The following is a 26,760-nucleotide window of genomic DNA, read 5'->3' on the forward strand; positions in this document are numbered from 1 at the left end:
CCGCTCACTGCAGGCCGTGGCGCGCCTTGTAGTCGAGCGCGTAGGCGATCTTGCCGGGCTTGCCGGCCGTGATCGGCTGACGCAGCTTGTCGAATTCCCCCTTGTTGTATTTCTTGCCGCCGTTGATCGCATCGGCGCGTCCGAGGTCGGCGCCGGTCCTGCCGTCGATGACGGGGTCGGTGGCCGCGACCATGCGCGTCGACGCGTTCCAGACCGCGTTCAGGTAGCCCGTATCGGCGTTGGCGGGATCGGGGTCGGTCGCGCCGAGCCGCGTCAGGTCGTAGCTCGCGAGCGAGAACGTGGCGGGCTGCGCGCGCAGCCAGTCGGCCCAATAGAACTCGAGATAGTCGGTCGCCTGCGCGGGCTTGCTGTAGCCGATGTCGCGCGTGAAATAGACGAGCGACCGGTGGCGGTCGTTCGTCATGCCGAGCTTCAGGCCGAGCCCCGCAGGCAATTGCGCGGCCGTGATCGGCTGGCCGTTGCCGTCCTTGAGCCGCAGGTAGCCGCGGCTTTGCATCTGCCGCCAGAACGCGTCGCCCGTGTAGCCGCTCAGGTTGTCCTTGACGACCACGTGGACGTGCAGCGCCGCACCGCCGTCAGGCGTCTCGTAGTAGGTCGACAGCCCGTGGTGGCCGTCGGTCACGTACAAGGTGTCGCCATTGGGGCCGATCACGACGGGATTCAGCACCGTGCGGTCACGGGCGTTCGCGTCGGTCGTCGTGCACGCGTAGCTCGCGGGCTCGCGCAGCGTCGACTGCGCGGTGTAGCCGTTTGACGCGACGCCGCCGAGGCCTTCGTCGGCGCAGAACTCGTCGAATTTCTTGTCGGGCTGCAGTTCGTAGCGGCCGAGCTTGTAGTAGATCTGGTCGTAGCCTATCGCGCCCTGCGTCGGATGCAGGTCGCCGAGCGCGACGTCGAGCAGGTCGCCCGTGCGGGCGGCCTTCCACTTGCCCGGTTGCGGCGTGACGGGCGGCGGGGGCGCCGGTGTCGCTGGAGTCGTTGCCCCGCCGCCGGCCGGCGCCTGCACGTCTGCCCGTGCGACGGGGGCCGCCCCGTCGCCGCCGCAAGCGGAGAGGGCGAAAACGGTGGTCAGGCTGGCGGCAAGGGCGAAGCGGATCGGCAGGTGGGCCATCGCGGTCGTCGGTCGTTAGAGTGGAGGGGGCGCGGCGCGCACGCGCGCAGCAGCCAGCCTGTCATCTTGTCAGACGAATGTGACGGCAAATCGAAATATTTGGAAGGCGGCTGTCAGGCAGAAGGCTTGCCGCTTTGCGGCGCTGCGGTCGCACGCCGCCGGGCGCGCCTCGATGCGCCATTGATGAGCGCCCAGCGCAGCACCGGCGCGACCACGCGCACGCCCGGCCGGACCACCGCGCGCCGCAGCGGCGCGAATCTCGACACCCCGAGCATCTCCTGGGCCCACGGCGGCAGCAGGTCGATGCCGGCGTGCATCACGAGGGTCGCGGCGGGACGCATCGCCGGCCGTGCGACCGGCGCATTCAGCAGGATCCGCATCACCTCGAACGTGCGCGGTCCGGCTTCGAGATCGGGCCGCATGCGCGCCAGATACGCGTCGACCTCGGCGCGCGAGCGGGGCACGTCCTGCGCGCCGAGCATCTCGGCGATGCGCGCCGTTTCCGCGTAATAGCGGTCCTGCAGCTCGCCCGGCAAGGCCGGGTTCACGTAGCGCAGATGCGCGGCGAGAAAGCTCGATACTTCCGCGACATGCACCCAGGTCAGCAGCGCCGGATCGTCGGCCCGGTAGGGCCGTCCGTCGGGCGCGGTGCCGTGCACCTTCGCGTGAATCGCCTTCACGCGCTCGATCAGCGCGAGCGCGTCCGCGCGGTTGCCGAACGTGGTGCCGGAAATGAACGTCGCGGTGCGCCGCAGCCGCCCGAGGATGTCGGTGCGAAACGACGAGTGATCCCATACGCCGGCGAGCGCGAGCGGATGCAGCGCCTGCAGCAGCAGCGCGGAGATGCCGCCCGTCATCATCGACGCGAAGTCCGCATGCACGCGCCAGCAGACCGCGTCGGGGCCGAACAGGCCCGGATCGCCGGGCGGCGACGAAAAGTCGAGCGACGGGCCGCTGCCCGTCGTCAGATGCGTGACGCCGGCCACGAGCCGCTTGCGGAGCGGCTCGAGCCAGCGCGGGTGCGGCACCGGCGCGCCGGGGGGCGGGTTGGATGGCGTCGTCATCGCCGGCGTAGCGTCGGGCGGGCGGTCACTGCCCGTCGGACGCCTCCCATGCGCCGCGCACCGGGTTGCCCGTATCCGGCGCGGCGAGCCCGAAGTGGCGGTAGGTCAGCAGCGTCGCGACGCGTCCGCGCGGCGTGCGTTGCAGGAAGCCTTGCTGGATCAGGTACGGCTCGAGCACGTCCTCGATCGTGTCGCGCTCCTCGCCGATCGCCGCGGCGAGGTTGTCGATGCCGACCGGGCCGCCGTCGAACTTGTACAGGATCGCTTCGAGCAGCTTGCGGTCCATCAGGTCGAAGCCGACCGGGTCGACGTCGAGCATCGCGAGCGCCGCATCGGCGACGGTCGCGGTGATGTTGCCGTCGGCCTTCACTTCCGCATAGTCGCGCACGCGGCGCAACAGCCGGTTCGCGATTCGCGGCGTGCCGCGCGAGCGCTTCGCGATCTCGAGCGCGCCGTTCGGATCGATCTGCGCGTTGAGCAGCGACGCCGAGCGGCGCACGATGCGCGACAGCTGCTCCGCATCGTAGAACTCGAGGCGCGCGACGATCCCGAAACGGTCGCGCAGCGGGTTGGTCAGCATCCCGGCGCGGGTGGTCGCGCCGACGAGCGTGAACGGCTGCAGGTCGAGCTTCACGCTGCGCGCGGCCGGACCCTCGCCGATCATGATGTCGATCTGGTAGTCCTCGAGCGCCGGATACAGGATTTCCTCGACGACCGGCGACAGCCGGTGGATTTCGTCGATGAACAGCACGTCGTTCGCTTCGAGGTTCGTCAGCAGCGCCGCGAGGTCGCCCGCGCGCTCGAGCACCGGGCCCGACGTCTGGCGCAGGTTGACGCCCATCTCGCGCGCGATGATGTGCGCGAGCGTCGTCTTGCCGAGACCGGGCGGGCCGAACAGCAGCACGTGGTCGAGCGGCTCGGAACGGCGCTTCGCGGCCTCGATGAAGATCTCGAGCTGGCCGCGCACCTTTTCCTGGCCGACGTATTCGTCGAGCTGGCGCGGCCGCAGCGCGCGTTCGAACACCTCTTCGTGCGACGAGGCGGGCGTGGCGGCGATGATCCGCTCGGTGGCGAGTTTGTCGGTTTCAATCATGCGGCCATTGTACCGCGCGCCGCTGCCGGGCAAATCTGGCCGAACGGCCGACTGGCGCGCCGCAAGCAGCGGCGCGACACTGCGTCGGACGCGTGGCCGTTACGCCTTCGACAGCGCCTTGAGCGCGAGCTTGATGCCTTCGGACACGCCGGTGCCGGCCGGCACGTTCTTGATCGCGGCGAGGCCTTCCTTCTCCGAGTAGCCGAGCGCGAGCAGCGCGTTGAGGATGTCGGTCGCGTGGTCGGACGGCGACGCGGCGCCGGCGAGCGTGCCGAGATCGGCGCCGAGCTTGCCCTTCAGTTCCAGCAGCAGGCGCTCGGCCGTCTTCTTGCCGATCCCGGGCAGGCGGGTCAGGCGGGCGGCGTCCTGCATCGTCACGGCCTGCGCGAGCTCCTGCACGCTCATGCCGGACAGCACGGCGAGCGCCATGCGCGCGCCGATGCCGGTGATCTTCAGCAGCTCGCGGAAGGTCGTGCGCTCCTGCGGGCTCAGGAAGCCGTACAGCAGGTGCGCGTCCTCGCGGACGATCTGCTGCGTGAGCAGCACGACCCGCTCGCCGGTCTGCGGCAGGTTGTAGAAGGTGCTCATCGGCACGTCGATTTCATAGCCGACGCCGTTGCAGTCGACGAGCAGGTGAGGCGGGTTCTTTTCGAGGAGGATGCCGGCGATGCGACCGATCATGGATTGAGCGAGGCGATGAGGAAAGCGCGAGTGTAGCGCACGCGCGGCGGAAAACCGATGGGCCGGCCGTTCGGCCGGGAGCGCAGGAAGCAGGGCGCGCAGCAGGGTGATCGCCCGTTGCGCGCCGCCGGGCGTCAGCCGACGAGCCGGCCGCGCCGCACGCGCAGCCCTTTCTTCGCGAGCGCCGGCGCGAGGCCGCCGAGCATGCCGAGCGTGTTGCCGCCGTGTGCGTGGCAGATCGCCATGCCGAGCGCGTCGGCCGCGTCGGTGCCGGGCTGCCCGGAGAGATTCAGGAGCCGCGTGACCATCTCCTGCATCTGCGCCTTGGTCGCGCGGCCGTAGCCGACGACGGCCTGCTTGAGCTGCAGCGCGGTGTATTCGGCGACCGGCAACCCGCCCGTGACGAGCCCGCAGATCGCGGCGCCGCGCGCCTGGCCGAGCAGCAGCGTCGACTGCGGGTTGACGTTGACGAACACCTTTTCGATCGCGGCCTGATCGGGCGCGTGTTCGCGCACGAGCGTCGAGACGCCCTGGAAGATCGTGCCGAGCCGGGTGGCCAGATCGGCCGTCGGCGTGCGGATCACGCCGCTCGTGACGTAGGCGAGCCGGTGGCCGCTGACGTCGATGACGCCAAAGCCGGTGACGCGCAGGCCGGGGTCGATGCCGAGAATTCGCATGTAAGGAGGGAATGGCGTGATGCAGCGATACTACAACGAAAGGCGCGGCAGGCCGCCGCGATGCGGTGCGCAATAAAAAACCCGGCGGGTGCGACGCCGCCGGGCTCCTGTATCGCGGCCCCAAGGGCCGCGCGCCGTCGATCAGTGACGGAAGTGGCGCACGCCCGTCAGGATCATCGCGATGTTGTGCTCGTCGGCCGCGGCGATCACTTCGTCATCGCGCACCGAGCCGCCCGGCTGGATCACGCAGGTCGCGCCCGCCGCCACGACGACGTCGAGGCCGTCGCGGAACGGGAAGAACGCATCCGACGCGACTGCCGAACCCGCGAGCGTGAGGCCCGCGTTCTGCGCCTTGATGCTCGCGATGCGCGCCGAGTCGACGCGGCTCATCTGGCCCGCGCCGACGCCGAGCGTCATGCCGTTGCCGCAGAACACGATCGCGTTCGACTTCACGTACTTCGCGACGCGCCAGGCGAACAGCAGGTCGTCCATTTCCTTCGGCGTCGGGTGGCGCTTCGTGACGACGCGCAGCTCGTGCGGCTGCACGTTCTTCGCATCGAGCGACTGCACCAGCAGGCCGCCGCCGACGCGCTTCAGGTCGAACGCGTTATGGCCTTCGCCCAGTGCGATCTCGAGCAGGCGCACGTTCTGCTTCGCGGCGAACACCTGCTTCGCGGCGTCGGTGAACGACGGCGCGATCAGCACTTCGACGAACTGCTTCGCGACGGCCTGCGCGGCCGCTTCGTCGACTTCGCGGTTGAACGCGATGATGCCGCCGAACGCCGACGTCGGATCGGTCTGGAACGCCTTCGCGTATGCGTCGGCCGGGCCGTTGCCGACCGCGACGCCGCACGGGTTCGCGTGCTTGATGATCACGCAGGCCGGCGCATCGAACGTCTTCACGCATTCCCACGCGGCGTCCGAATCGGCGATGTTGTTGTACGACAGCTCCTTGCCCTGCAGCTGGCGGTAGTTCGCGAGCGCGCCGGCTTGCGGCGCGACATCGCGGTAGAACGCGGCGCTCTGGTGCGGGTTCTCGCCGTAGCGCAGGTCCTGCACCTTGTCGAACGCGATGTTCAGCGTCGCCGGGTACGGATTGCGCGACGTGTGCTTGAGCTCGTCGGTCAGGCTCGTCAGGTAGTTCGTGATCGCGCCGTCGTACTGCGCGGTGTGCGCGAACACCTTGGTCGCGAGACGGAAGTTGGTCGCATAGCCGACCGTGTTGTCGTTCGCCTTCATCTCGTCGAGCACGACCGCGTAGTCGGCCGGATCGACGATCACCGTCACGTCGCGGTGGTTCTTCGCCGCCGAGCGCAGCATCGTCGGGCCGCCGATGTCGATGTTCTCGATCGCGTCCGCGAGCGTGCAGTCGTCCTTCGCGATCGTCGCGACGAACGGGTACAGGTTCACGACGAGCAGGTCGATCGTCGGGATGTCGTGCGCTGCGAGCGCCTGCATGTGCTCGGGCAGGTCGCGGCGCGCCAGGATGCCGCCGTGCACCTTCGGATGCAGCGTCTTCACGCGCCCATCGAGCATTTCCGGGAAGCCGGTGTAGTCGGCCACCTCGGTGACGGGCAGGCCCGCGTCGGCCAGCAGTTTCGCGGTGCCGCCGGTCGACAGCAGCTTGACGCCGAGGTCGGACAGCGACTTTGCAAAATCGACGATGCCGGTCTTGTCGGAAACGGAAATGAGCGCTTGCTTGATCATGATGGAACCACCAATAGCCAGGGAAACGGGGACAGGGCGGCCGGCTACAGCAGGCCGTGCTGCTGCAGCTTCTTGCGCAGCGTATTGCGGTTGATGCCGAGGTACTCCGCGGCGAGCGACTGGTTGCCGCCCGCCTGTTCGAGCACGACCTCGAGCATCGGCTTTTCGACGCAGGACATCACCATTTCGTAGACGTCATGCGGATTGGAGCCGTCTAGATCCCGGAAATACACGTCCAGGCTCTCGCGGACACATTGTTCGATGTTGTGCTTGCTCATGCTGCTAACTGGTTATGGTCGTCCGACTCGCCTTGGTCATCCCCTTCCTCGTCGACGTAGACGAGGTGATCGGACAGCGCCTTCTGCGCCTCGAAGAACGCATTGACGGCGGCGAGCTGCTCGCGGGTGGAATCGAGCGTGTTCATCCGGTGCCGGAACCCGTTGGCTCCGGAAAGGCCGCGAGTGTACCAGCCGATGTGCTTGCGCGCAGTACGGACTCCCGTGAATTCTCCGTAGAACGCGTAGTGATCTTCCAGATGCTCGTTCATCACCTGCTGGATCTCGTCGATCAGCGGCGGCGGCAGCAGCTCGCCGGTTTGCAGGAAATGATCGATTTCACGGAACAGCCACGGCCGGCCTTGCGCGGCACGACCGATCATCAGCGCGTCGGCGCCCGTCGCGTCGAGCACCGCCTTCGCCTTCTGCGGCGACGTGATGTCGCCGTTCGCGACGACCGGAATGCCGACCGCCGCCTTCACGGCCGCGATGGTCTCGTATTCGGCTTCGCCGCGGTACAGGTCGGCGCGCGTGCGGCCGTGCACGGTGAGCATCGAGATGCCGGCGGCCTCGGCGAGGCGCGCGACCGTGATCGCGTTCTTGTGCTCGCGGTCCCAGCCGGTGCGGATCTTCAGCGTGACGGGCACGGCGTCAGGCCCCGTGCCGACCGCGCCGACGACCGCCTCGACGATCTGCTTCACGAGCGGCTCGTTCTGCAGCAGCGCGGAGCCCGCGGCGACGTTGCAGACCTTCTTCGCCGGGCAGCCCATGTTGATGTCGATGATCTGCGCGCCGTTGTCCACGTTGTAGCGGGCGGCTTCGGCCATCATCGCCGGGTCGGCGCCGGCGATCTGCACGGCGATCGGCTCGACTTCCCCTTCGTGGTTCGCGCGCCGCATCGTCTTGGCGCTTTTCCACAGCTGGGCGTTGGACGCGACCATTTCGGACACGGCATAGCCGGCCCCCAGCCGTTTGCACAGCTGGCGGAACGGCCGGTCCGTCACGCCGGCCATCGGGGCGACGAACAGGTTGTTGCGTAATACGTGAGAGCCGATAACGGGCATCGCAATGACATCGCCCGCGGACCAGCGCGGGCATGAAAACGGCGGAGGGAAACGCGCATTTTACCGTATTCCCCTGCCGTGCCGATTTGACCCGGTTTGTCCGGCGCGCGGCGCGTGGCGCGCATCGGACACCGCGCGGCCCGGCGGGGGCGGCGGCGCGCGCGTCAGCGGCGCTGGCCGAACATCATCTGGCGGGCGATCGCGGCCTTGAGCGGCGGCACGAGTTCGAGCGCGGTCAGCGCCGCGCCGCGCAGCAGCGTGAGCGGGCCCGCCTCGATCGTGAACAGCCGCGCGAGCGTGTCGGTCGCGCCGATCGTGAAGCGCCGGTCGAGCGCGCGCCGCGCGTTGAAGGCCGCGAGCGCGGCCGGCTCGGCGCCGTGCCCGGACAGCGTGTCGACGAGCGTATGCGCGTCGCGCAGGCCGAGGTTGAGCCCCTGGCCCGCGACCGGATGCAGCGTCTGCGCGGCATTGCCGACGATCGCGGTGCGGCGGTCGACGAGCGTCTGCGCGGCGTTCAGGCCGAGCGGGAACGACGCGCGCCCGGCGATCGCGACGAAGCGGCCCATGCGCTCGCCGAACGCGGTGCCGAGCTCGCGCAGAAACGCGTCGTCGGGCAACGCGGCGCGGCGTGCGGCTTCGCCGGGCTCGCAGCACCACACCAGTGCGTAATCGGCACCGCCGAGCGGCAGCAGCGCGAGCGGCCCTTCGTGCGTGAAGCGTTCCCACGCGACGTTCGGGCGCGGCGCGGACACCGTCGCCGTGCCGACGAGCGCGGTCTGGCCGTAGTCGCGGCGGTGCTTGCTGTCGTCGTCCTGCTGCTCGTGGAACAGCCCGCCTTCGGCGTTGACGACGATCCGCGCGCGCAGCGTGCGTTCGCCCTGCGGGCCGTCAAGTGTCAGCGTGACGCCGCCGGCGTCCTGCTGCGGCGTGCGCGCCGAGGTCGACGTGAGCCAGTCGACGCGCGTGCCGCGCACCGCGCCCGCCAGCGCCTGCACGATCGAGCCGTAGCGCACGACGTAGCCGAGCGCCGCCACGTCGTGCTCGTCGCGGTCGATCAGCGTGCGGCCGAAATGGCCGCGCTGCGACACGTGGATGTGTTCGATCGGCGTCGCGTCGGCGGGCCACGCGAGCGTGTCGAGCAGCACGCGGCTGCCATGCGACACCGCGATCGCGCGCGGATCGTCTGCGCTCGCGGCGGGCTCGCGCGCGTCGATCAGCGCGATCGACCAGTGTCGTGTCGCGCTGCGCCGCGCGAGCCAGCCGGCCAGCGCGAGCCCGACGGGGCCCGCGCCGACGATGGCGATGTCGTGGTCCGGCGTGGCCGGGGAGGAATCGGTCGTCATCAGGAATCGTGAAACGAATGAAACGGTCGGCGCCGCCTGCTCAGGCGTCGTGCGCCGCGCCTGCGCGCATCAGCGCCTCGATCTCGGCGGCCGCGACGGGCACGTCGCGCGTGATCAGCTCGCAGCCCTGCTCGCGCACGATCGCGTCGTCCTCGATGCGGATGCCGATATTCCAGTATTCGGGCGGCACGTCGTCGGCGGCGCGCACGTACAGGCCCGGCTCGACGGTCAGCGTCATGCCGGCCTGCAGCGTGCGCCACGGCAGCGCGCCGTTGGCGTCGCGCGCGGCGAGCCGCTCGCGGTAGTCGCCGCAGTCGTGCACGTCCATGCCGAGCCAGTGGCCGGTGCGGTGCATGTAGAAGCGCGCATACGCACGCTCCGCGATCACGTCGTCGACGTTCGAGAAGCGCGTCTTCGGGATGATGCCGGTATCGAGCAGGCCCTGCGCGAGCACGCGCACCGCGGCGTCGTGCGGCGCCTCGAACGGCACGCCGGCGCGCGTCGCGTCGATCGCCGCCTGCTGCGCGGCGAGCACGACGTCGTACAGCGTGCGCTGCGCGGGCGAGAAGCGTCCGTTGGCCGGGAACGTGCGGGTGATGTCCGATGCGTAGCCGTCGAGCTCGCACGCCGCGTCGATCAGGATCAGGTCGCCGTCGCGCGCGGCCGCGTTGCCGGCCGGGTAGTGCAGCACGCACGTGTTCGCGCCCGCCGCGACGATCGAGCCGTAGGCCGGCGCCTGCGCGCCGTGCTTGCGGAACGTGTAGAGCAGCTCGGCCTCGAGCTCGTATTCGCGCACGCCCGGCCGGCACGCCTGCATCGCGCGGCGATGCGCGAGCGCCGAGATGTGCGCGGCGCGCATCATGATCGCGAGCTCGTGCTCGTCCTTGACGAGCCGCATGTCGTCGACGAGGGGCGTGAGGTCGAGCAGCGCGTCAGGCGCTGCGACGCCCGTGCGTGCCTGCGCGCGCACCGCATCGACCCAGCGGCCGAGCTGGCGGTCGAACTCGGCCGACGTGCCGAACCGGTAGTGCACGGTGCCCGCATCGGCGAGCAGGCGCGGCATTTCCGTGTCGAGCACGTCGGTGGCGAATGCCGAGTCGACGCCGAACGCATCGCGCGCAGCCTCCGGGCCATAGTGGAAGCCTTCCCAGATCTCGAGGTCGGGATTCTTCGCGCGGCAGAACAGGATCGATTGCGGCGCGCCGTGCGGCGCGGACGCGTTCAGCACGAGCACGGCGTCCGGCTCGGCGAAGCCTGTCAGGTAGTAGAAGTAGCTGTCGTGGCGATACGGGTAGCCCGTGTCGCGGTTGCGCAGCACTTCCGGCGCGGTGGGGACGATGGCGACGCCGCCGCCCGCGGCGCGCAGTGCGGCAAGCACGCGCTCGCGGCGCTGGCGGTAGACGTCGACGGCGATGGCGGTATCGAGGGGCGCATTCATCGTGCGATTGTAGCGCCGCCGGACGCGGCGCGTGAGAGGGCGTGGGAAGGGGGCCGCAACGGCGCTGGCGCGGTTGTTGCAAACCATCCACAGGCCGGATGGGCGATTTTCTACCGGCTGTCGCCGGCCGGTTATGATCGGCGACAACGTATACTCTCGGCGGTTCCTCAACAAAGGCAGATGATGAAATTAATCGGTTCGCTCAGCAGCCCGTTCGTCCGAAAGGCGCGGATCGTGCTTGCTGAAAAGAAGATCGACTACAAGCTGGAGCTCGAGAACGTCTGGGCGCCGGACACGAACATTCATGCCTCGAACCCGCTCGGCAAGGTTCCGTGTCTCGTGATGGAAGACGGCGCCGCGGTGTTCGATTCCCGCGTGATCTGCGAGTACGTCGACACGCTGTCGCCGGTCGGCAAGCTGATTCCGCCGTCGGGCCGCGAGCGCGTCGAGGTGCGCTGCTGGGAGGCGCTGTGCGACGGCGCGCTCGACGCGTTGGTCGCGATCCGTATCGAAAACGTGCGGCGCGACGCGCATCAGCGCAGCGAGAGCTGGATCGTCCGCCAGCAGCGCAAGATCGACGACGCGCTCGTCGCGATGTCGCAGGGCCTTGGCGGCAAGACGTGGTGCGTCGGTAATCATTACACGCTCGCCGACGTCGCGCTCGGCTGCGCGCTCGGCTATCTCGACTTCCGGATGCCCGAGCTGAACTGGCGCGAGCGCCACCCGAACCTCGACAAGCACTTCGCGAAGCTGATGCAGCGCCAGTCGTTCATCGACACGGTGCCGCAAGGGTGACCCGGCCGGCGCAGGCGCCGCTGTCGCCCGCGTAGTGAGCAGACGAAAAACGCGCCCCTCGGGGCGCGTTTTTTTGGGCCGGTCGGCCGATCGAAACGGCCGGCGCCGTCACTCGATCGACGCGTAGACGGCGTCGCCGAGCGTGAACGAGTCGCTGCGCGCGAGCGGCCACCATTTCTCGTACAGCGTATAGCCGCAGTGGCCGCCGTCGAGCAGCGCGCCGGGCTTCAGGTACTTGAGCAGCTGCGACATCAGCCGGACCTCGTGCGGCGCGATGCGCTGCACGATGTGATGCGCGCGCAGCTCGGACGGATGGGCGAGGCCGGCCGCCTGCACGAGCTCCTGCAGCGCGTGCAGCGTGTTGCGGTGGAAGTTGTACACGCGGTCGGCCTTGTCCGGCACGACGAGCGCGCGCTGGCGCACCGGGTCCTGCGTCGCGACGCCGGTCGGGCAGCGGCCGGTGTGGCAGGTCTGCGCCTGGATGCAGCCGACCGCGAACATGAAGCCGCGCGCCGAGTTCACCCAGTCGGCGCCGATCGCGAGCGTGCGCGCGACGTCGAACGCGGTGATGATCTTGCCGCTCGCGCCGATCTTCACGCGGTCGCGCACGCCGATCCCGACGAGCGTGTTGTGCACGAGCAGGAGCCCTTCCTGCAGCGGCACGCCGACGTGATCAGTGAATTCGAGCGGCGCCGCGCCGGTGCCGCCCTCGGCGCCGTCGACGACGATGAAGTCCGGCACGATGCCGGTCTCGAGCATCGCCTTCGCGATGCCGAAGAATTCCCACGGATGGCCGATGCACAGCTTGAAGCCGGTCGGCTTGCCGCCGGACAGCGTGCGCAGCCGCTCGACGAATTCGAGCAGCCCGCGCGGCGTCGAGAATTCCGAATGCGTCGCGGGCGAGATGCAGTCCTTGCCCATCGGCACGCCGCGCGTCTCGGCGATCTCGGGCGTGATCTTCGCGGCCGGCAGCACGCCGCCGTGGCCGGGCTTTGCGCCCTGCGACAGCTTGATCTCGATCATCTTCACCTGCGGATCGGCCGCCTGCTTCGCGAACTTGTCCGGGCTGAACGTGCCGTCGTCGTTGCGGCACCCGAAGTAGCCGGACGCGATTTCCCAGATGATGTCGCCGCCGTTCTCGCGGTGGTATTTCGACAGCGAGCCTTCGCCTGTATCGTGCGCAAAGCCGCCTTTCTTCGCGCCGAGGTTCAGTGAGCGGATCGCGTTCGCGGACAGCGAGCCGAAGCTCATCGCCGAGATGTTGAAGATCGAGATGTCGTACGGCTGCGCGCGGCTCGCGCCGACGCGGACGCGGAAATCGTGGTTCGGCAGCTTCGTCGGCGCGAGCGAATGGCTGATCCATTCGTGCGCGAGCGCCTTCACGTTCAGCTCGGTGCCGTACGGGCGGTTGTCGCCGACGTTCTTCGCGCGCTGGTAGACGAGGCTGCGCTGTGCGCGCGAAAACGGCTTTTCGTCGGTGTCGTCCTCGACGAAGTACTGGCGGATTTCCGGCCGGATGAATTCGAACAGGAAGCGCAGGTGGCCCCACAGCGGGTAGTTGCGCAGGATCGCGTGACGGTCCTGGTTCAAGTCGTACAGGCCGAGGGCGACGAGGGCGGCGGGGATGGCGAGCCAGAGCCACGCGATCGCATGGCCGGCGGCGAGGGCCGCGACCGCCAGGAACAGGACGACGGCGCACCACATCGCGAGATAGCGTCGGGAAAACATTGGGGACTCCCTATACATTTTCTGGATCGCCGCGCTGCGCCATGCATCGGCGCGGCGGCGGGCGCAACAGTCGGCGGCCGCCTTGTGCCGGGTGCGCGGCGACATCCGTCTCGCGGGGCCGCGCATGCAGGCTGCGACCGGCGCCGATGCTGGGCCAGAGTCTACTACGGGAATCGCCAGGCCTGCGCTGACGCGCCGGCAGGACAGGGCGCGTCAGCCCTCGCGTCGCGCGTGGCGGATGAACGGGCTGTACACGGGGGCGTCCGGCTTCAGCGTGACGCCGGCATCGAAGTCCTCGTCCCGGTTGAACGGCACCCGCGGCCACGCGGACCAGTCGCGCACCCGAGCGCGATAGGCGTCGACCCGTTCCCGCAGGGCGGCGACACGTCGCCGGGCAGCCGCGCTGTCGGGATCGTCGCGCACGTCGTGGATCAGGTGCGGCTCGAGCACGTCGAAGCCGACATAATGCAGCGCGTACATGAGCGGCCACAGCAGCAGGCGCGTATCGCCTTCGCGTCCGTCGGGCGAACAGGCCGTCGCCGACGATCCGGTCGTCACGCTCAACAGCGCGCGGCGTCCCCGCATGACGCCGCGTTCGTGGCGCCGGCGGCTGTCGTAGAGGCCGCCATACACGAATACGCGGTCCATCCAGCCTTTGAGGATCGCGGGCGCGCCGAACCACCACAGCGGGAATTGCAGGATCAGCGCGTCGGCCGCCTGCAGCATGTCGAGGTGCTGCCGGATCTCGGGGGCGAGCGAGCCGCGCTGCCAGTGATGGCGTTGCTCGCGCTGCGCGTCGAAACGCGCCGGATCGTGTCGGTCGGCGTGATGCCACGGTGCCTCGCGCGCGTCGAAGCCCTCCGCGTACAGGTCGACGACGGTTGAGGCATGTCCCTGTTCGAGCCAGGTCGCCGCCGCCGCGCCGGCCAGGTGCGCGTTGAACGAGCGAGGTTCTGGATGGGCGACGAGGATCAATGCGTGCATGAGCGGGCTCCGGTGATGTGCGACGATGATGGCCCGCGGCTGCCGGCCGCGCAATTACGTACCCGGAGGTAACCATGGCATTCCCCGGCGATGTCTACGCGGCCGACTGTTCGGCGCGTGACGCGCTCACGCTGATCGCGGGCAAATGGACGCTGCTGATCCTGCCCGCGCTGGCGGCGGGGCCGTTGCGCAACGGCGAGCTGCTGGCGCGCATCGGCGGCATTTCGCAGAAGGTCCTGACGCAGAATCTGCGCGAACTGGAGCGCAGCGGCCTGATCGAGCGCGAGGATTTTCGCGCGCGGCCCGCGCGCGTCGAGTATCGACTGACGCCGGTGGCGGAAACGCTGGTGGCGACGCTGATTGCGCTCGACCGATGGGCCGAGCGGCATTTTCCCGAACTCGACGCGGCGCGCGAGCGCTACGACGCCGAGTTGTGCCGCACGGCCTGACGGACGGCGGCGCGGTTCGGGGGAGGACAGGGAACGGGCCGGCGGGCCGCTCAGCGTGCGTCGATGAGCGTCGGCGCGCCGGCTTCCGCGGGCGCCGCATTGCCCGGCTGGCCGGTCGACGCGAACTCGATGATGCCGCCGCCGAGGCAGATCTCGCCGTCGTACAGCACCGCCGACTGGCCGGGCGTGACCGCCCATTGCGCGTCGCCGAAGGTCAGCGAGAAGCGCTCGCCGTCCGCCCGTGCGAACGAGCAGCCCGCGTCCGCCTGCCGGTAGCGGGTCTTCGCGCCGCACGCGAAGCCGTCGGCCGGCGGCTCGCCGGCGGTCCAGCTCACGTTGCCGGCGACGAGCCGGCGCGACAGCAGCCACGGATGGTCGTGGCCCTGCACGACGTACAGCGTGTTCGACGGGATGTCCTTCGCGGCGACGAACCATGGTTCGCCGCTGCCGTCCTTGCTGCCGCCGAGGCCGATGCCCTTGCGCTGGCCGAACGTATAGAACGCGAGGCCAATGTGCTCGCCGACCGTCTTGCCGTCGGGCGTCTTCATCGGGCCGGGTTTCGTCGGCAGATAGCGGTTCAGGAAATCGCGGAACGGCCGCTCGCCGATGAAGCAGATGCCCGTCGAATCCTTCTTCTTCGCGTTCGGCAGGCCGATCTGCGCGGCGATCTCGCGCACCTTCGTCTTCGGGATCTCGCCGAGCGGGAACATCGTCTTCGACAGCTGCGCCTGGTTCAGCCGGTGCAGGAAATACGACTGGTCTTTCGTATGATCGAACGCCTTCAGCAGTTCGAAGCGGCCGTCGCGCTCGCGCACGCGCGCGTAGTGGCCGGTCGCGATCGTTTCCGCGCCGAGCGTCATCGCGTGATCGAGGAACGCCTTGAACTTGATCTCGGCGTTGCACAGCACGTCCGGGTTCGGCGTGCGGCCGGCCGAGTATTCGCGCAGGAACTCGGCGAACACGCGGTCCTTGTATTCGGCGGCGAAGTTGACCGCCTCGACGTCGATGCCGATCAGGTCGGCGACCGACACGACGTCGATCCAGTCCTGGCGCGTCGAGCAGTATTCGCCGTCGTCGTCGTCTTCCCAGTTCTTCATGAACAGGCCGACGACGTCGTATCCCTGTTCCTTCAGCAGCCACGCGGTCACCGACGAATCGACGCCGCCCGACATGCCGACCACGACACGTCGTTTGCTCATTTGCTCACCATCTGACGATCGAATGCGTCCGGCCGCGGCGCGACCGAATGCGTATGCACGAAATCGAGCGGCACGCGCCGCCCGGCGAGATAGTCGTCGACGCAGCGCATCACCGCGGGCGAGCGGTGACGGTCGCTGCATGCGCGCAGCTCGTCGGCCGTCATCCACAGCGTGCGGACGATGCCGTCGTCGAGCGGGTGCCCGGGCAGCGGCTCGCCCGCCGCGCCGCAGAACGTGAAGCGCAGATAGGTGGCGCCTGCGTTGCCGGGGCGGTCGTAGTGGGCGAGGTACACGCCGACGAGCGCGTCGGGCGCGAACGGATGCGCGGTTTCCTCGAGCGTTTCGCGGATCACGGCGTCGGCGAGCGATTCGCCGGCTTCGAGGTGGCCGGCGGGCTGGTTGATGCGCAGGCCCGTCGAGGTTTCTTCCTCGATCACGAGAAAGCGGCCGGCGCGCTCGATGAGCGCCGCGACGGTCACATGCGGGGTCCAGATTTCGGGTTTCATGGGATCGCATTTTACCGGTTGCGCCCGGACACTGCCGGGTACGCCGCGATGGATGTTCCGACCCCGCTTGACCATCAGCGCGGACGGCGCGCATCTGTCAAGTGCTGCAACGCAACAGTGCCGCACGATCGTGCGGAAACTGCTGGCGCGGCCCCCGCTTTCGGTTAAAGTGCAGCGTTATAGCCGTTGCTCGTGAGCCGGTATGCAAGCCTGTCCGGCTCGCCGTCGCAGTAAGAATCGAATTAAAGAATTAATTACTGTAATGACTGGAGGAATCGACAATGCATATCGGAGTGCCTGCTGAAACGCGGGCGAACGAGGCGCGCGTAGCTGCGACGCCGGAGACCGTCAAGAAATACGCGGCCGCCGGCCACCGCGTGAGCGTGGCGAAGGGGGCGGGCGTCGCGGCCAGCTATCCCGACGCGGCGTACGCGGACGCCGGCGCCGAATTGACCGACCAGTCGGCCGCATTCGACGCCGACATCGTGCTGAAGGTCCAGGCGCCCACCGAAACCGAGATTCCATCGCTCAAGCGCGGCACCGTGCTGATCGGCATGCTCGATCCGTTCAACGGCGAACAGGCCGCGCAGCTCGCGGCGGCCGGCGTGACCGGCTTCGCGCTGGAAGCCGCGCCGCGCACCACGCGCGCGCAGAGCCTCGACGTGCTGTCGTCGCAGGCGAACATCGCCGGCTACAAGGCGGTGCTGGTCGCCGCCGAACTGTATCCGCGCTTCCTGCCGATGCTGATGACGGCCGCCGGCACCGTGAAGGCGGCGCGCGTGCTGATCCTCGGCGCGGGCGTCGCGGGGCTGCAGGCGATCGCGACCGCGAAGCGCCTCGGCGCGGTGATCGAGGCGTCCGACGTGCGGCCTGCGGTCAAGGAGCAGATCGAGTCGCTCGGCGCGAAATTCCTCGACGTGCCTTACGAAACCGACGAGGAGCGCGACGCCGCGCAAGGCGTCGGCGGCTACGCGCGGCCGATGCCCGCATCGTGGCTCGGCCGCCAGGCCGCGCTCGTGCACGAGCGCGCAAAGCAGGCCGACATCATCATCACCACCGCGCTGATCCCGGGCCGGCCCGCGCCGACGCTGATCTCGGTCGAGACCGTGCAGTCGATGAAGCCCGGCTCGGTGCTGGTCGACCTCGCGGCCGGCCGCGGGCCGGAATTCGACGGCAGGAAGAGCGGCAACTGCCCGCTGACCGTCGCCGATCAGGTGATCGTCCACAACGGCGTGACGATCGCGGGCCATACCAACCTCGCCGCGATGGTCGCGTCGGATGCGTCCGCGCTGTACGCGCGCAACCTGCTCGACTTCATGAAGCTGATCGTGAACAAGGAAGGCGCGCTGAACATCGACCTGACCGACGACATCGTCGCCGCGACGCTGCTGTGCCGCGACGGCGAAGTCGCCCGCAAATAACCGGAGGGGACCATGGAAGTCATCAATCACACGGTGATCAACGTGATCATCTTCGTGCTGGCGGTGTACGTCGGCTACCACGTGGTGTGGAACGTCACGCCCGCGCTGCACACGCCGCTGATGGCGGTGACCAACGCGATCTCGGCGATCGTGATCGTCGGCGCGATGCTCGCCACCGCGCTGACGGTCGGCACGGCCGGCAAGGTGTTCGGCACGCTCGCGGTCGTGCTCGCGGCGGTCAACGTGTTCGGCGGGTTCCTCGTCACGAGACGGATGCTCGAGATGTTCAAGAAGAAGGAGCCCAAGCGCATTGAAGGCTGCAAGGAGGGCGCGCGATGAGCATGAACGTCGTTACGCTCCTCTACCTGATCGCGTCGGTCTGCTTCATCCAGGCGCTGAAGGGGCTGTCGAACCCGAAGAGCGCCCGGCGCGGCAACCTGTTCGGGATGGTCGGGATGGCCATCGCGATCCTCACGACGGTCGCGCTGATCTTCAAGCAGGCCGCGTGGCTCGGCGCAAACCTGCCGCTCGGCCTCGGGCTCGTGCTCGGCGCGCTGGTGGTCGGCGGCACGGTCGGCGCGGTGGTCGCCGCGCGCGTCGAGATGACGAAGATGCCGGAGCTCGTCGCGGCGATGCACTCGCTGATCGGTCTCGCGGCGGTGTGCATCGCGTATGCGGTGGTGGCCGAGCCGGAAGCGTTCGGGCTCGTGCCGCAGGACGCGACGGTGTCGAACTTCATCCCGTACGGCAACCGGATCGAGCTGTTCATCGGCACGTTCGTCGGCGCGATCACGTTCTCCGGGTCGGTGATCGCGTTCGGCAAGCTGTCGGGCAAGTACAAGTTCCGGCTGTTCCAGGGCGCGCCCGTCGTGTATGCGGGGCAACACCTGATCAACCTGATGCTCGCGCTGGCGATGCTCGGCTTCGGCGCGCTGTTCGTGCTGACGCAATCGTGGCTGCCGTTCGTGATCATGACGGCGATCGCGTTCGTGCTCGGCGTGCTGATCATCATCCCGATCGGCGGCGCGGACATGCCGGTGGTCGTGTCGATGCTGAACTCGTACTCGGGGTGGGCGGCCGCGGGCATCGGCTTCTCGCTGAACAACGCGATGCTGATCATCGCGGGCTCGCTGGTCGGCTCGTCGGGCGCGATCCTGTCGTACATCATGTGCCACGCGATGAACCGCTCGTTCTTCAACGTGATCCTCGGCGGCTTCGGTGGCGAGGCGTCGGCGGGCGCTGCCGGCGGCGCGCAGGAGCAGCGGCCGGTGAAGTCGGGCTCGGCGGAGGACGCGTCGTTCATGCTCGGCAACGCGGAGACGGTCGTGATCGTGCCGGGCTACGGTCTCGCGGTGGCGCGTGCGCAGCATGCGCTGAAGGAGCTGACCGACAAGCTGGTCGAGAAGGGGATCGACGTGAAGTACGCGATCCACCCGGTCGCCGGCCGGATGCCGGGGCACATGAACGTGCTGCTCGCGGAAGCGGAGGTGCCGTACGAGATCGTGCACGAGATGGAGGACATCAACGGCGAGTTCGGCCAGGTCGACGTGGTGCTGGTGCTCGGCGCGAACGACGTGGTGAACCCGGCGGCGAAGAACGATCCGAAGTCGCCGATCGCGGGGATGCCGATCATCGAGGCGTACAAGGCGCGCACCGTGATCGTGAACAAGCGGTCGATGGCGGCGGGGTATGCGGGGCTCGACAACGACCTGTTCTACATGGACAAGACGATGATGGTGTTCGGCGATGCGAAGAAGGTCATCGAGGACATGGTGAAGTCGGTCGACTGATGCGCTTGCTTCGTCAAGCAGTCAGCCGGACCGAGACGGCCCGATCGGCATTGCGCCGATCGGGCTTTTTTCATGGCTTGACGATCCGTTCGATGCACGCGGCGATGGTGTCGCGCACGCGCACGATCGCCGGATCGCGCTGCGCGCTCGTGCGCCAGCCGATTTCCACCGGATAGCCCGGCAGCTCGACCGGGCATGCGACGCAGCGCAGCGGCGTCGCATGCGCGATCGCCCGCGCCGCATGCGCGGGGATCGTCGCGACGGCGTCCGTGCCGAGCAGCAGGTACGGCAGCACGGCGAAATGCGTGGTCGACGCGGCGACGCGCCGCTTGTGGCCGAGCGCGGCCAGCGCCTCGTCGACGATGCCGATCACGCCCCCCGACGACACCAGCAGATGGTCGCGCAGCAGATAGTCGGCGAGTGTCAGCGTCCTGACCGGCCGCGCGCCGGCGGCCGGATCGATCAGGCATGCATAGCCGCCGGCGGCGACCGACCGCCGGCTCAGCCCCGTCGCCGAAAACCCGCCCGACGCGATCGCGAGGTCGACGCCGTGCCGCAGCAGCGCGTCGCCGGCGATCCCGCTGTGCGTCTGCCGGAAGATCAGCCGGATGCCGGCCGCCTCCTTCGCGACCGCGGCGATCAGCGCGCTGCCGAGCGCGATCTCGAAGTCGTCCGACAGCCCGATCGAGATCGTGCGGCCGAGCCGGTCGCCGCTGTCGGCCGCGATCGCGAGGCTCTGCCGGCAGCGGTCGAGCGCATCGGACAGGAGCGGCTTCAGCTCGTCCGCGCGCGGCGTCGGCGCGAGCCCGCGGCCGGTGCGCACGAACAGCGGATCGGCGTAGAGCACGCGCAGCCGCGCGAGCGCCGCGCTGACGGCCGACTGCGTCAGGTCGAGCCGCAACGCCGCGCGGCTCGCGCCGCCTTCCTCGTACAGCGCCTCGAACACCTTCAGCAGGTTCAGGTCGATGCGAGAAATATCATCGCCGTTCATATCACTTATCGTTCCATCGATTTGATCGATGACATCTTATCGACAAAGATGGCGTCATTCCCATCACCGGAGACACCGTCATGTCCACCTCGGTCATCGCCGCGCTGCAGCTCGGCACATCGCCCGCCGGCACGCGCGCCACGCTCGACAAGATCCTCGGCTACGAAGCGGCGATCCGCGACAGCGGCGCATCGCTCGTGGTGCTGCCCGAAGCCGTGCTCGGCGGCTATCCGAAAGGCGAGATCTTCGGCACGCGGCTCGGCTACCGGCTGCCCGAAGGCCGCGACGCGTACGCGCGCTACGCCGCGCAGGCGGTCGACGTGCCGGGGCCGGAAACCGACGAGCTGGCCGCGCTGTCGCAGCGCACCGGCGCGAGCCTCGTGGTCGGCGTGATCGAGCGCGGCGGCAGCACGCTCTATTGCACGGCGCTGTTTTTCGATCCGCGCGACGGGCTCGTCGCGAAGCATCGCAAGCTGATGCCGACCGGCACCGAGCGGCTGATCTGGGGGCAGGGCGACGGCTCGACGCTGCCCGTCGTCGAGACCGCCGCGGGGCGGGCCGGCGCCGTGATCTGCTGGGAGAACCACATGCCGCTGCTGCGCTGCGCGATGTATGCGAAGGGCGTGCAGGTCTGGTGCGCGCCGACCGTCGACGAGCGCGACGTCTGGCAAAGCTCGATGCGGCACATCGCGCACGAGGGGCGCTGCTTCGTCGTGAGCGCGTGCCAGGTGCAGCCGTCGCCGCGCGCGCTCGGGATCGACGTGCCGGGCTGGGACCCGGAGCGGCCGCTGATCCGCGGCGGCAGCGTGATCGTCGGGCCGCTCGGCGACCTGCTGGCCGAGCCGCTGATCGGGGAAGAGGGGCTCGTCACCGCGCGCATCGATCTCGACGAGCTGGTGCGCGCGCGCTATGACTTCGACGTGGTCGGGCACTATGCGCGCGCCGACGTGTTCTCGCTGCACGTGGACGAACGGCCGAAGCGCGCGGTGGTGTTCGGGGAATGAGCGAACCGGCGGCGCGCGCGACTGTGTCGCGGCGTGCCGCCGCCCGGGCGCGTCAGCGCATCGGCGCTTCCGCGATCCGCATGTAATCCGCGATGCGGCGCCCTTCCATGTCCGGAAACTGCTCGTGCACGGTGATGTCGCCCATCCGCGCGATGTCGAAGGTGCGAAAGTCGTCGCGCAGCTCGCACCACGCGCCGATCGTCCAGCGCCCGCCCCAGTACACGAGCCCGAGCGGCCACACGCGGCGCTGCGTGTGCGCGCCGAGGCGGTCGCGATACGCGAAGCTGACGACGTGCCGCGTGTCCACCGCCTGGTGGATCGCATCGACCTTCGCGCAGAACGCCGCGTCGATGTGGAACGACGGCGCGAACACCGGCAGGCGGTCGAGCGCGGTGCGCTTGTCGGCCGGCATCGCCGACGCGATCTTCGCGAGCGCCGAGCGCGCGCCCCCCGCGAAGCGCGCGCCGCCCCACGTCTCGAGCATTCGCGCGCCGGCGGCGAGCGCCGCGAGCTCCTCCGCGGTGAAGGTGAGCGGCGGCAGGCTCGCGTTGCGGTTCAGCCGGTAGCCGATGCCGGCCTCGCCTTCGATCGGCACCCCTGACAACTGCAGGTCGCGCACGTCGCGGTACACGGTGCGGGGTGACACCGACAGCCAGTCGGCCAGTTGCTGCGCGGTCGTCAGGCGACGCCCGCGCAGCAGCTCGGCGATCTGGAACAGGCGATCGGCACGACGCGTCATTGCTGCACCTCGATTCCGTCAAAAGCGGCGACATCGCGATGATAGCGCCGCGCCCGCCGCCCGGTGGACGGCGTCAGTGGCATTTCGGCGCGTGCAGGCCGACGCGGTTGCCTTCGGTATCGATCAGGTACCCGATGTAACCGTAGTTGTTCGGCAGCTCGACGACCGACCCCTGCACGATGCCGCCCGCGCGCTTCGCGCGGTCGAGCGCCGCGACGACCGATTCGCCCGCGTTCAGGTAGACGAGCACGCCGGTCGCGCTCGGCTTCATCTGCTGCGGGTCGTAGACGATGCTGCCGCCGGTCGCCGACGCTTCGTGGCCGAACACGGCCATCGGCACGCCGCCGATCACGTCGCGATGCAGCGTCGTCTGCAGCACGGTTTCGTAAAAACGGATCGCGCGGTCGAAATCGAGGGACGGAATGTCGAACCATGCGATCGCACGTTGTTCCTGGGTTGCGGACGTCATGACCTGCTCCTTTTTACGTCTGATTTTGTCTGGGAAACCAGCGTTGCATTGCGCCGGGATTGCAGTGTGATCGAGGGCTACTGACAGCGTGCTGTCAGTAGCCTCGTCAGTCCTGACAGGCCACCGTCCGGTCGCGTCAGGAGCGGGTCATGCGGGGAAAGGCGTGGGTCGGCCGGGCGCGCGCCGGGAACGTCGGGACCACGGCGATCCGTCACGGGCGACGGTCCCGCGTCCGGTTCCGAGAGGGAGTGGGGGAATGCGCGGGGCCGTGCGGCCGGCCCCGGGGGCGGGCGGCGGCAGGCGCCGCCCGGTGTGTACGCGAACGCGCGGCGCTCAGGCGTCGCCGTCCTGCGCGGCCGGGCGCGCCTTCACGCTGCCCGCGATCAGGTCGAAGCGGAACAGCCGGCATTCGAGCGCGCCGTTGAAGAGCGGCGTCTTCGCCGATTCGCGCAGCCGGAGCTGGCCGGGCAGCGCGCGGTCGGACGTCAGCAGGAACGCCTGCCAGCCCGCGAAGCGCTGCTTCAGCGCATCGCCGAGCGCGTTGAAGAACTCGCTGTCCGGCGCATCGATGTGCGTGCGGCGGAACGCGTCGTCGTTGCCGCGATTGCGGCCCGTCTCGCGCGCGTCGCCGCGCGGGCCGCGGCCGCGCACTTCGATCCGCTCGCCGTACGGCGGGTTCGCGACGATGACCCCCGGCGCGTCGCACGGCGGCGTCATCGCGCGCGCGTCGACCTGCTTGAGCCACAGCGACGGCACGCCCGCGCGTTCGAGGTTCGCGCGCGCCTTCTCGAGCATGTCGCCGGAAATGTCGCTGCCGTAGACCAGCAGGTCGTCGCGCTTGCCGCGCGCCGCGCGCTTCGCGTCGAGCGCCGCAACCTTCAGGCCCTGCCACGCGGTGATGTCGTACTGCTTGAGCTTTTCGAAGCCGAACCGGCGCTCGACGCCCGGCGCCACGCCGAGCGCGATCTGCGCCGCTTCCGCGAGGAACGTGCCGCTGCCGCACATCGGGTCGTACAGCGGCGTGCCGGGCGTCCAGCCGGTCAGGCGCAGGATGCCGGCCGCGAGGTTCTCGCGCAGCGGCGCCGCACCCTTGTCGAGGCGCCAGCCGCGCTTGAACAGCGGCTCGCCGGACGTGTCGAGGTACAGCGTGCAGTCGGTGGCGGTCAGGAACGCGAACACGCGCACGTCGGGCGCGCCGGTGTCGATGCTCGGGCGTGCGCCGGTCTTGTCGCGCATCCGGTCGCAGATCGCGTCCTTCACGCGCAGCGTCGCGAACTCGAGGCTCTTGAGCGGCGACTTGATCGCGGTGATGTCGACGCGCAGCGTCTGCGTCGCCGCGAACCAGCGCTCCCACGGCTGCTCGAGCGCGAGCGCGTACACGTCCTGCTCGTTGCGGTACGGGCGGTGCGCGATCTTCAGCAGCACGCGGCTCGCGATTCGCGAATGCAGGTTCGCGGCCATCCCGGCGGCCCAGCCGCCCTGGAAATGGACGCCGCCCGGCACCTGCGCGCCCGCGGCGAACGGCGCGCCGTTCAGATGGCTGCCGGCGATCTCGGCCAGCTCGGCGGCAAGCGCCGCTTCGAGGCCACGGGGGCAGGGGGCGAAGAATTCGTACTGGGTGGGCGAGGACATAAGGCGGGGGAAGACGGACAAAAGTCCATTATTGTACGCGGCGCGGGCGGCAGGGCCGGCGCATCGTGCCGCGAGGGTCGCCGGCGGCCGGAAAAGGACGGTTTGACGGGGACGGCCGGCCGCCCCCCGTGGAATCTGCCCGGCGTGCGGCGGCGTGCGGCCCGACCTGGCAGGCCGCGCCGCGCGCCGCGCTCAGTGCGACTCCGACTGACCCGTGCGGGCCGTCGCGCCGGCTGCCGGCCAGACCAGCACCAGCGGATTCGCGAGCACCGCCCGGCCGATCGCGGCGACGAGCGCGCGCACCTTGGTCGGCCGCAGGCTGCGCGAGCGCACGGCCATCGTGAACGCGAGCGCGAAGCTCACCGCGACGTTGAGGATCGCCATGCTGAACACGCCCGCCGCCGCCCACCACAGCTCGGGCGAGCCGAGCGTGTCCCTGCCGAGCACGCCGAGCGCGATGCCGATCGAGCCCGCGGACAGCGTCACGTGACGCACCTCGAACGAAAACGCGATGGCGGTGACGATCGCCGGCACGAGGCCGAGCATCAGGCCGAGGCCGACGTTGCCGACCACGCCGGCGACGTTCGAGCGGCAGAAACGCGCGAGCTTCGCCGCGCCGGCCGCGCCGAGCGTGAGGCGCAGCCGGCGGTTGTACGCGAGCGCGTCGCCGACGCGATGCAGCACGAACCAGTTGTCCGCCCAGCCGGCGAGCAGGCTCGACGACCACAGCAGGACGCCCGTGAGCGCCGCATAGAACGGCGTCGGGCCGAGCAGCGAGAACGACTGCAGCGTCGCATGCGCCTTCTGCGGCGAGATCAGGTTCGCATGCAGCACGCCGCTGGAGAACAGCTGCACGAGCAGGCACACGGGCAGCACGACGAGCACGTTGCCGCAGATCGCCGCCGCCTGCGTGCGGATCAGCGCGATCACCGACGACACGAACTGCTTCACGCCGTCGTCCTGGGCCGTGCCGTCGAGCTCGCGCGCGAGCGTCGGCGCGGTCATCGCCGGCTGCTTGGTCGCGAGCGTGAAGTGCAGGAAGTGCATCACCATGAAGCTCGCCGCGTAGTTGATGCCGGCGAGCAGCCCTTCGAGCATCGACTGCAGGTGCACGCCGGTGATCGCGAACTTCAGGCAGACCGTCGCGACGGTGACGAGCCCGCCGCCCGCGGCCATCCGCAGCATCTTCAGGTACTCGGCGCGGCCGCGCGTGATGTAGTGCTCGCCGGTGTCCGCGTTGGTCTCGACGAGCTTGCGCGCGAACAGCGAGAAATTGCTGCGCACGAGGTGCGATACGCTCTGGCTGTTCTGGTTGGCGTCGACGAGCTCGGCCGTGAGGCGCGCCATCCCGCGCAGGTCGTCGCGCGCCATCCACGCGTTCAGCAGCATTTCCGCGCGCTGGATGCGCATCCGCATCCGCTCGACCTGGAACACGATGTCGACCGACACGCCGTTGCGGTACAGGTGCGCGAACACGTCGTCGACCGCGGCCCGGCATTCGTCGAGCAGCATGCGCAGGTAGTTGACCTCGTGCAGCAGCTTGCTCGGGTCGCCGCCTTCCTCGACCGCGGCGTGCGCGGTTTCGACCGCGAGCATCGCGCCCGTCAGCCGGTAGAACGGCTGCGCTTCGAGCGGCTTGGGCGCGTCGTCGTCGGACAGGCGGCTGCGCACGGTCTGCGACAGGCCGGTCGAGCTGATCTGGCAGGTCAGGTTGTGCAGCGCCGCGAGCAGGTCGCGAGACAGCGAGCCGGGCTCGTGACGCTCGTCGTCGGTCACGTCGAACGACAGCAGGTCGGCGAGGCGCGCGAGCAGGTCGTCGGGCAGCGCGCCGATCCACTGGGCGTCTTCCGGCGTCGGGAACATCAGCGTGAACAGCGCGGACAGTTCGCGGCGATTCGGCGCGGGCGGGATCATCGACGAGTCGAGCCGCTCGAACAGCGCGCCGAAGAAGCCCGAGTGCACGGGCATGCCCGCGTCGCACAGCAGCGAGATGCCGTCGCATTCGCGCAGGATGCCGCGCAGGGTCCGCGCGGCATGCGATTTCCACGCCGGGTTGCGGTCGAGCACGTGGAACAGGTAGCGCAGCCGCGCATGCGCGGGGAACGTGCGCGCGTCGTCTTCGCGTTCGGCGGCATCCTGCGCCGCGGCCTGCATCGCGCCGCTGCGGCGCAGCCAGTGCGCGAGCTCGATCAGCCATTCGCTGCGCTCGGCGTAGCGCGCATCGGCATCGGCGTGCGCCAGCAGCGCATCGAGCTGGTGGCTCGCACTGCGCGACGCGCGCCACTTCTTGATCAGGGTCGTCAGGGAACGAAACATAAACGGAATAGCGAAAGCCCTGGACGGGCGGGTTTCGGATGCGGCGACGGCTTGGATCACGGGCGTGGCTGGCCGGAACGCCTGGCAGGGCGCGGTGGCCCTAAGCGACCCGCAAGCGGTCCGCAAGAGTCCCGTTCGATGCGGCTCGCGTGGCGTCACGGGCGCGTGCGAAGGGCGACGCGGCTTGCCGGCGGCGCGGGCTGCCCCGGCGAAGGGCGCGATCGACGGCCGGCGCAAGCAGGGAACCTGCGTAGGATCGTCAA

25 protein-coding genes are annotated in these 26,760 nt (G+C 69.5%); 6 read left to right on the forward strand and 19 right to left on the reverse strand.

The annotated features are described in order from the left end of the window. Positions 1–4: 4 nt before the first annotated feature. The 10 genes from ACFIMZ_RS03795 to ACFIMZ_RS03840 form a co-directional block, all read right to left on the reverse strand. The gene (locus ACFIMZ_RS03795) at positions 5–1,132 is read right to left on the reverse strand and encodes a ParB/Srx family N-terminal domain-containing protein (RefSeq protein WP_431821455.1); all 1,128 of its coding nucleotides are present in this window, start codon (positions 1,130–1,132) and stop codon (positions 5–7) included. A 113-nt stretch (positions 1,133–1,245) separates the two neighbouring features. Next, complete coding sequence (locus ACFIMZ_RS03800; protein WP_431821456.1) at positions 1,246–2,196, reverse strand: oxygenase MpaB family protein; 951 nt, start codon at positions 2,194–2,196, stop codon at positions 1,246–1,248. A 25-nt stretch (positions 2,197–2,221) separates the two neighbouring features. After that, entirely contained in the window at positions 2,222–3,289 is a 1,068-nt protein-coding gene (ruvB, locus tag ACFIMZ_RS03805; RefSeq protein ID WP_431821457.1) for a Holliday junction branch migration DNA helicase RuvB, read from the reverse strand. 99 nt (positions 3,290–3,388) lie between these two features. After that, a complete protein-coding gene (gene ruvA, locus ACFIMZ_RS03810) occupies positions 3,389–3,970 on the reverse strand; it encodes a Holliday junction branch migration protein RuvA (protein ID WP_010091363.1) in 582 nt (193 codons plus the stop codon). Positions 3,971–4,104: 134 nt separating this feature from the next. Further along, a complete protein-coding gene (ruvC, locus tag ACFIMZ_RS03815) occupies positions 4,105–4,647 on the reverse strand; it encodes a crossover junction endodeoxyribonuclease RuvC (RefSeq protein ID WP_174964841.1) in 543 nt (180 codons plus the stop codon). A gap of 141 nt (positions 4,648–4,788) precedes the next feature. After that, positions 4,789–6,354 (reverse strand): bifunctional phosphoribosylaminoimidazolecarboxamide formyltransferase/IMP cyclohydrolase, encoded by a 1,566-nt coding sequence (purH, locus tag ACFIMZ_RS03820; protein ID WP_431821458.1) that lies wholly within the window; start codon positions 6,352–6,354, stop codon positions 4,789–4,791. A gap of 44 nt (positions 6,355–6,398) precedes the next feature. Further along, positions 6,399–6,632, reverse strand: coding sequence for a Fis family transcriptional regulator (locus ACFIMZ_RS03825; RefSeq protein WP_006401675.1), 234 nt, complete (start codon positions 6,630–6,632; stop codon positions 6,399–6,401). Next, the gene (gene dusB / locus ACFIMZ_RS03830; protein WP_431821459.1) at positions 6,629–7,693 is read right to left on the reverse strand and encodes a tRNA dihydrouridine synthase DusB; all 1,065 of its coding nucleotides are present in this window, start codon (positions 7,691–7,693) and stop codon (positions 6,629–6,631) included. Before dusB ends, ACFIMZ_RS03825 begins: the two co-directional genes overlap by 4 nt. A gap of 164 nt (positions 7,694–7,857) precedes the next feature. Next, positions 7,858–9,036: a UbiH/UbiF/VisC/COQ6 family ubiquinone biosynthesis hydroxylase gene (locus ACFIMZ_RS03835; protein WP_431821460.1), complete on the reverse strand. Its 1,179-nt coding sequence runs from the start codon at positions 9,034–9,036 to the stop codon at positions 7,858–7,860. 40 nt (positions 9,037–9,076) lie between these two features. After that, positions 9,077–10,474, reverse strand: coding sequence for an aminopeptidase P N-terminal domain-containing protein (locus ACFIMZ_RS03840; RefSeq protein WP_431821461.1), 1,398 nt, complete (start codon positions 10,472–10,474; stop codon positions 9,077–9,079). Positions 10,475–10,654: 180 nt separating this feature from the next. Between ACFIMZ_RS03840 and ACFIMZ_RS03845 the strand changes: the two genes are divergently transcribed. Next, complete coding sequence (locus tag ACFIMZ_RS03845) at positions 10,655–11,269, forward strand: glutathione S-transferase family protein (protein WP_431821462.1); 615 nt, start codon at positions 10,655–10,657, stop codon at positions 11,267–11,269. A gap of 108 nt (positions 11,270–11,377) precedes the next feature. Here the strand turns inward: ACFIMZ_RS03845 and ACFIMZ_RS03850 are convergent, their stop codons facing one another. Together ACFIMZ_RS03850 and ACFIMZ_RS03855 are read right to left on the reverse strand one after the other, a co-directional pair. Next, positions 11,378–12,997 (reverse strand): FMN-binding glutamate synthase family protein, encoded by a 1,620-nt coding sequence (locus ACFIMZ_RS03850; RefSeq protein WP_431821463.1) that lies wholly within the window; start codon positions 12,995–12,997, stop codon positions 11,378–11,380. Between the two features lie 213 nt (positions 12,998–13,210). Then, positions 13,211–13,981, reverse strand: a complete 771-nt coding sequence (locus tag ACFIMZ_RS03855) for an NAD(P)H-dependent oxidoreductase (RefSeq protein WP_431821464.1) — start codon at positions 13,979–13,981, stop codon at positions 13,211–13,213. Between the two features lie 74 nt (positions 13,982–14,055). Between ACFIMZ_RS03855 and ACFIMZ_RS03860 the strand changes: the two genes are divergently transcribed. Continuing rightward, entirely contained in the window at positions 14,056–14,430 is a 375-nt protein-coding gene (locus tag ACFIMZ_RS03860) for a winged helix-turn-helix transcriptional regulator (protein WP_431821465.1), read from the forward strand. A gap of 50 nt (positions 14,431–14,480) precedes the next feature. On the opposite strand, the gene mnmA is transcribed toward ACFIMZ_RS03860, so the two are convergent. Beyond that, a complete protein-coding gene (gene mnmA / locus ACFIMZ_RS03865) occupies positions 14,481–15,629 on the reverse strand; it encodes a tRNA 2-thiouridine(34) synthase MnmA (protein WP_431821466.1) in 1,149 nt (382 codons plus the stop codon). Further along, positions 15,626–16,135, reverse strand: a complete 510-nt coding sequence (locus tag ACFIMZ_RS03870) for an NUDIX hydrolase (RefSeq protein WP_431821467.1) — start codon at positions 16,133–16,135, stop codon at positions 15,626–15,628. Before ACFIMZ_RS03870 ends, mnmA begins: the two co-directional genes overlap by 4 nt. A 281-nt stretch (positions 16,136–16,416) precedes the next feature. On the opposite strand from ACFIMZ_RS03870, the gene ACFIMZ_RS03875 reads away from it, so the two are divergent. The 3 genes from ACFIMZ_RS03875 to ACFIMZ_RS03885 are packed head-to-tail and all read left to right on the forward strand — an operon-like array spanning position 16,417 to position 19,346. Beyond that, positions 16,417–17,556 carry a Re/Si-specific NAD(P)(+) transhydrogenase subunit alpha gene (locus ACFIMZ_RS03875; RefSeq protein WP_431821468.1) on the forward strand — a complete coding sequence of 380 codons (1,140 nt, stop codon included), beginning with the start codon at positions 16,417–16,419 and terminating at the stop codon, positions 17,554–17,556. Positions 17,557–17,568: 12 nt separating this feature from the next. Continuing rightward, the gene (locus tag ACFIMZ_RS03880) at positions 17,569–17,895 is read left to right on the forward strand and encodes an NAD(P) transhydrogenase subunit alpha (protein ID WP_431821469.1); all 327 of its coding nucleotides are present in this window, start codon (positions 17,569–17,571) and stop codon (positions 17,893–17,895) included. Beyond that, entirely contained in the window at positions 17,892–19,346 is a 1,455-nt protein-coding gene (locus tag ACFIMZ_RS03885) for an NAD(P)(+) transhydrogenase (Re/Si-specific) subunit beta (RefSeq protein ID WP_431821470.1), read from the forward strand. The genes ACFIMZ_RS03880 and ACFIMZ_RS03885 overlap by 4 nt, the downstream gene beginning before the upstream one ends. A 70-nt stretch (positions 19,347–19,416) precedes the next feature. Here the strand turns inward: ACFIMZ_RS03885 and ACFIMZ_RS03890 are convergent, their stop codons facing one another. Beyond that, positions 19,417–20,337 (reverse strand): LysR family transcriptional regulator, encoded by a 921-nt coding sequence (locus ACFIMZ_RS03890; protein WP_431821471.1) that lies wholly within the window; start codon positions 20,335–20,337, stop codon positions 19,417–19,419. A gap of 80 nt (positions 20,338–20,417) precedes the next feature. On the opposite strand from ACFIMZ_RS03890, the gene ACFIMZ_RS03895 reads away from it, so the two are divergent. Continuing rightward, positions 20,418–21,341 carry a carbon-nitrogen hydrolase family protein gene (locus ACFIMZ_RS03895; protein WP_431821472.1) on the forward strand — a complete coding sequence of 308 codons (924 nt, stop codon included), beginning with the start codon at positions 20,418–20,420 and terminating at the stop codon, positions 21,339–21,341. A 52-nt stretch (positions 21,342–21,393) separates the two neighbouring features. On the opposite strand, the gene ACFIMZ_RS03900 is transcribed toward ACFIMZ_RS03895, so the two are convergent. The 4 genes from ACFIMZ_RS03900 to ACFIMZ_RS03915 form a co-directional block, all read right to left on the reverse strand. Then, complete coding sequence (locus tag ACFIMZ_RS03900) at positions 21,394–22,080, reverse strand: helix-turn-helix transcriptional regulator (RefSeq protein WP_059742885.1); 687 nt, start codon at positions 22,078–22,080, stop codon at positions 21,394–21,396. Between the two features lie 73 nt (positions 22,081–22,153). Further along, the gene (locus tag ACFIMZ_RS03905) at positions 22,154–22,549 is read right to left on the reverse strand and encodes a VOC family protein (RefSeq protein ID WP_431821473.1); all 396 of its coding nucleotides are present in this window, start codon (positions 22,547–22,549) and stop codon (positions 22,154–22,156) included. 333 nt (positions 22,550–22,882) lie between these two features. After that, the gene (locus ACFIMZ_RS03910; protein WP_431821474.1) at positions 22,883–24,181 is read right to left on the reverse strand and encodes a THUMP domain-containing class I SAM-dependent RNA methyltransferase; all 1,299 of its coding nucleotides are present in this window, start codon (positions 24,179–24,181) and stop codon (positions 22,883–22,885) included. A 192-nt stretch (positions 24,182–24,373) separates the two neighbouring features. After that, complete coding sequence (locus tag ACFIMZ_RS03915; protein WP_431821475.1) at positions 24,374–26,497, reverse strand: site-specific recombinase; 2,124 nt, start codon at positions 26,495–26,497, stop codon at positions 24,374–24,376. Positions 26,498–26,760: the final 263 nt, after the last annotated feature.

This window comes from Burkholderia sp. F1, from assembly GCF_050813845.1.
Lineage (GTDB): Bacteria > Pseudomonadota > Gammaproteobacteria > Burkholderiales > Burkholderiaceae > Burkholderia > Burkholderia ubonensis.

Excerpts from the sequence above, each read along its gene's own strand:
- ACFIMZ_RS03905 (WP_431821473.1), bottom strand. The coding sequence starts at position 22,549 with ATGACGTCCGCAACCCAGGAACAACGTGCGATCGCATGGTTCGACATT.
- ACFIMZ_RS03795 (WP_431821455.1), bottom strand. The coding sequence starts at position 1,132 with ATGGCCCACCTGCCGATCCGCTTCGCCCTTGCCGCCAGCCTGACCACC.
- ACFIMZ_RS03895 (WP_431821472.1), top strand. The coding sequence starts at position 20,418 with ATGTCCACCTCGGTCATCGCCGCGCTGCAGCTCGGCACATCGCCCGCC.
- ACFIMZ_RS03880 (WP_431821469.1), top strand. The coding sequence starts at position 17,569 with ATGGAAGTCATCAATCACACGGTGATCAACGTGATCATCTTCGTGCTG.
- ACFIMZ_RS03900 (WP_059742885.1), bottom strand. The coding sequence starts at position 22,080 with ATGACGCGTCGTGCCGATCGCCTGTTCCAGATCGCCGAGCTGCTGCGC.
- ACFIMZ_RS03875 (WP_431821468.1), top strand. The coding sequence starts at position 16,417 with ATGCATATCGGAGTGCCTGCTGAAACGCGGGCGAACGAGGCGCGCGTA.
- purH (WP_431821458.1), bottom strand. The coding sequence starts at position 6,354 with ATGATCAAGCAAGCGCTCATTTCCGTTTCCGACAAGACCGGCATCGTC.
- ACFIMZ_RS03870 (WP_431821467.1), bottom strand. The coding sequence starts at position 16,135 with ATGAAACCCGAAATCTGGACCCCGCATGTGACCGTCGCGGCGCTCATC.
- ACFIMZ_RS03915 (WP_431821475.1), bottom strand. The coding sequence starts at position 26,497 with ATGTTTCGTTCCCTGACGACCCTGATCAAGAAGTGGCGCGCGTCGCGC.
- ACFIMZ_RS03890 (WP_431821471.1), bottom strand. The coding sequence starts at position 20,337 with ATGAACGGCGATGATATTTCTCGCATCGACCTGAACCTGCTGAAGGTG.
- mnmA (WP_431821466.1), bottom strand. The coding sequence starts at position 15,629 with ATGAGCAAACGACGTGTCGTGGTCGGCATGTCGGGCGGCGTCGATTCG.
- ACFIMZ_RS03855 (WP_431821464.1), bottom strand. The coding sequence starts at position 13,981 with ATGCACGCATTGATCCTCGTCGCCCATCCAGAACCTCGCTCGTTCAAC.
- ACFIMZ_RS03845 (WP_431821462.1), top strand. The coding sequence starts at position 10,655 with ATGATGAAATTAATCGGTTCGCTCAGCAGCCCGTTCGTCCGAAAGGCG.
- dusB (WP_431821459.1), bottom strand. The coding sequence starts at position 7,693 with ATGCCCGTTATCGGCTCTCACGTATTACGCAACAACCTGTTCGTCGCC.
- ruvC (WP_174964841.1), bottom strand. The coding sequence starts at position 4,647 with ATGCGAATTCTCGGCATCGACCCCGGCCTGCGCGTCACCGGCTTTGGC.
- ACFIMZ_RS03850 (WP_431821463.1), bottom strand. The coding sequence starts at position 12,997 with ATGTTTTCCCGACGCTATCTCGCGATGTGGTGCGCCGTCGTCCTGTTC.
- ACFIMZ_RS03800 (WP_431821456.1), bottom strand. The coding sequence starts at position 2,196 with ATGACGACGCCATCCAACCCGCCCCCCGGCGCGCCGGTGCCGCACCCG.
- ACFIMZ_RS03910 (WP_431821474.1), bottom strand. The coding sequence starts at position 24,181 with ATGTCCTCGCCCACCCAGTACGAATTCTTCGCCCCCTGCCCCCGTGGC.
- ACFIMZ_RS03825 (WP_006401675.1), bottom strand. The coding sequence starts at position 6,632 with ATGAGCAAGCACAACATCGAACAATGTGTCCGCGAGAGCCTGGACGTG.
- ACFIMZ_RS03885 (WP_431821470.1), top strand. The coding sequence starts at position 17,892 with ATGAGCATGAACGTCGTTACGCTCCTCTACCTGATCGCGTCGGTCTGC.
- ACFIMZ_RS03860 (WP_431821465.1), top strand. The coding sequence starts at position 14,056 with ATGGCATTCCCCGGCGATGTCTACGCGGCCGACTGTTCGGCGCGTGAC.
- ACFIMZ_RS03835 (WP_431821460.1), bottom strand. The coding sequence starts at position 9,036 with ATGACGACCGATTCCTCCCCGGCCACGCCGGACCACGACATCGCCATC.
- ACFIMZ_RS03840 (WP_431821461.1), bottom strand. The coding sequence starts at position 10,474 with ATGAATGCGCCCCTCGATACCGCCATCGCCGTCGACGTCTACCGCCAG.
- ruvA (WP_010091363.1), bottom strand. The coding sequence starts at position 3,970 with ATGATCGGTCGCATCGCCGGCATCCTCCTCGAAAAGAACCCGCCTCAC.
- ruvB (WP_431821457.1), bottom strand. The coding sequence starts at position 3,289 with ATGATTGAAACCGACAAACTCGCCACCGAGCGGATCATCGCCGCCACG.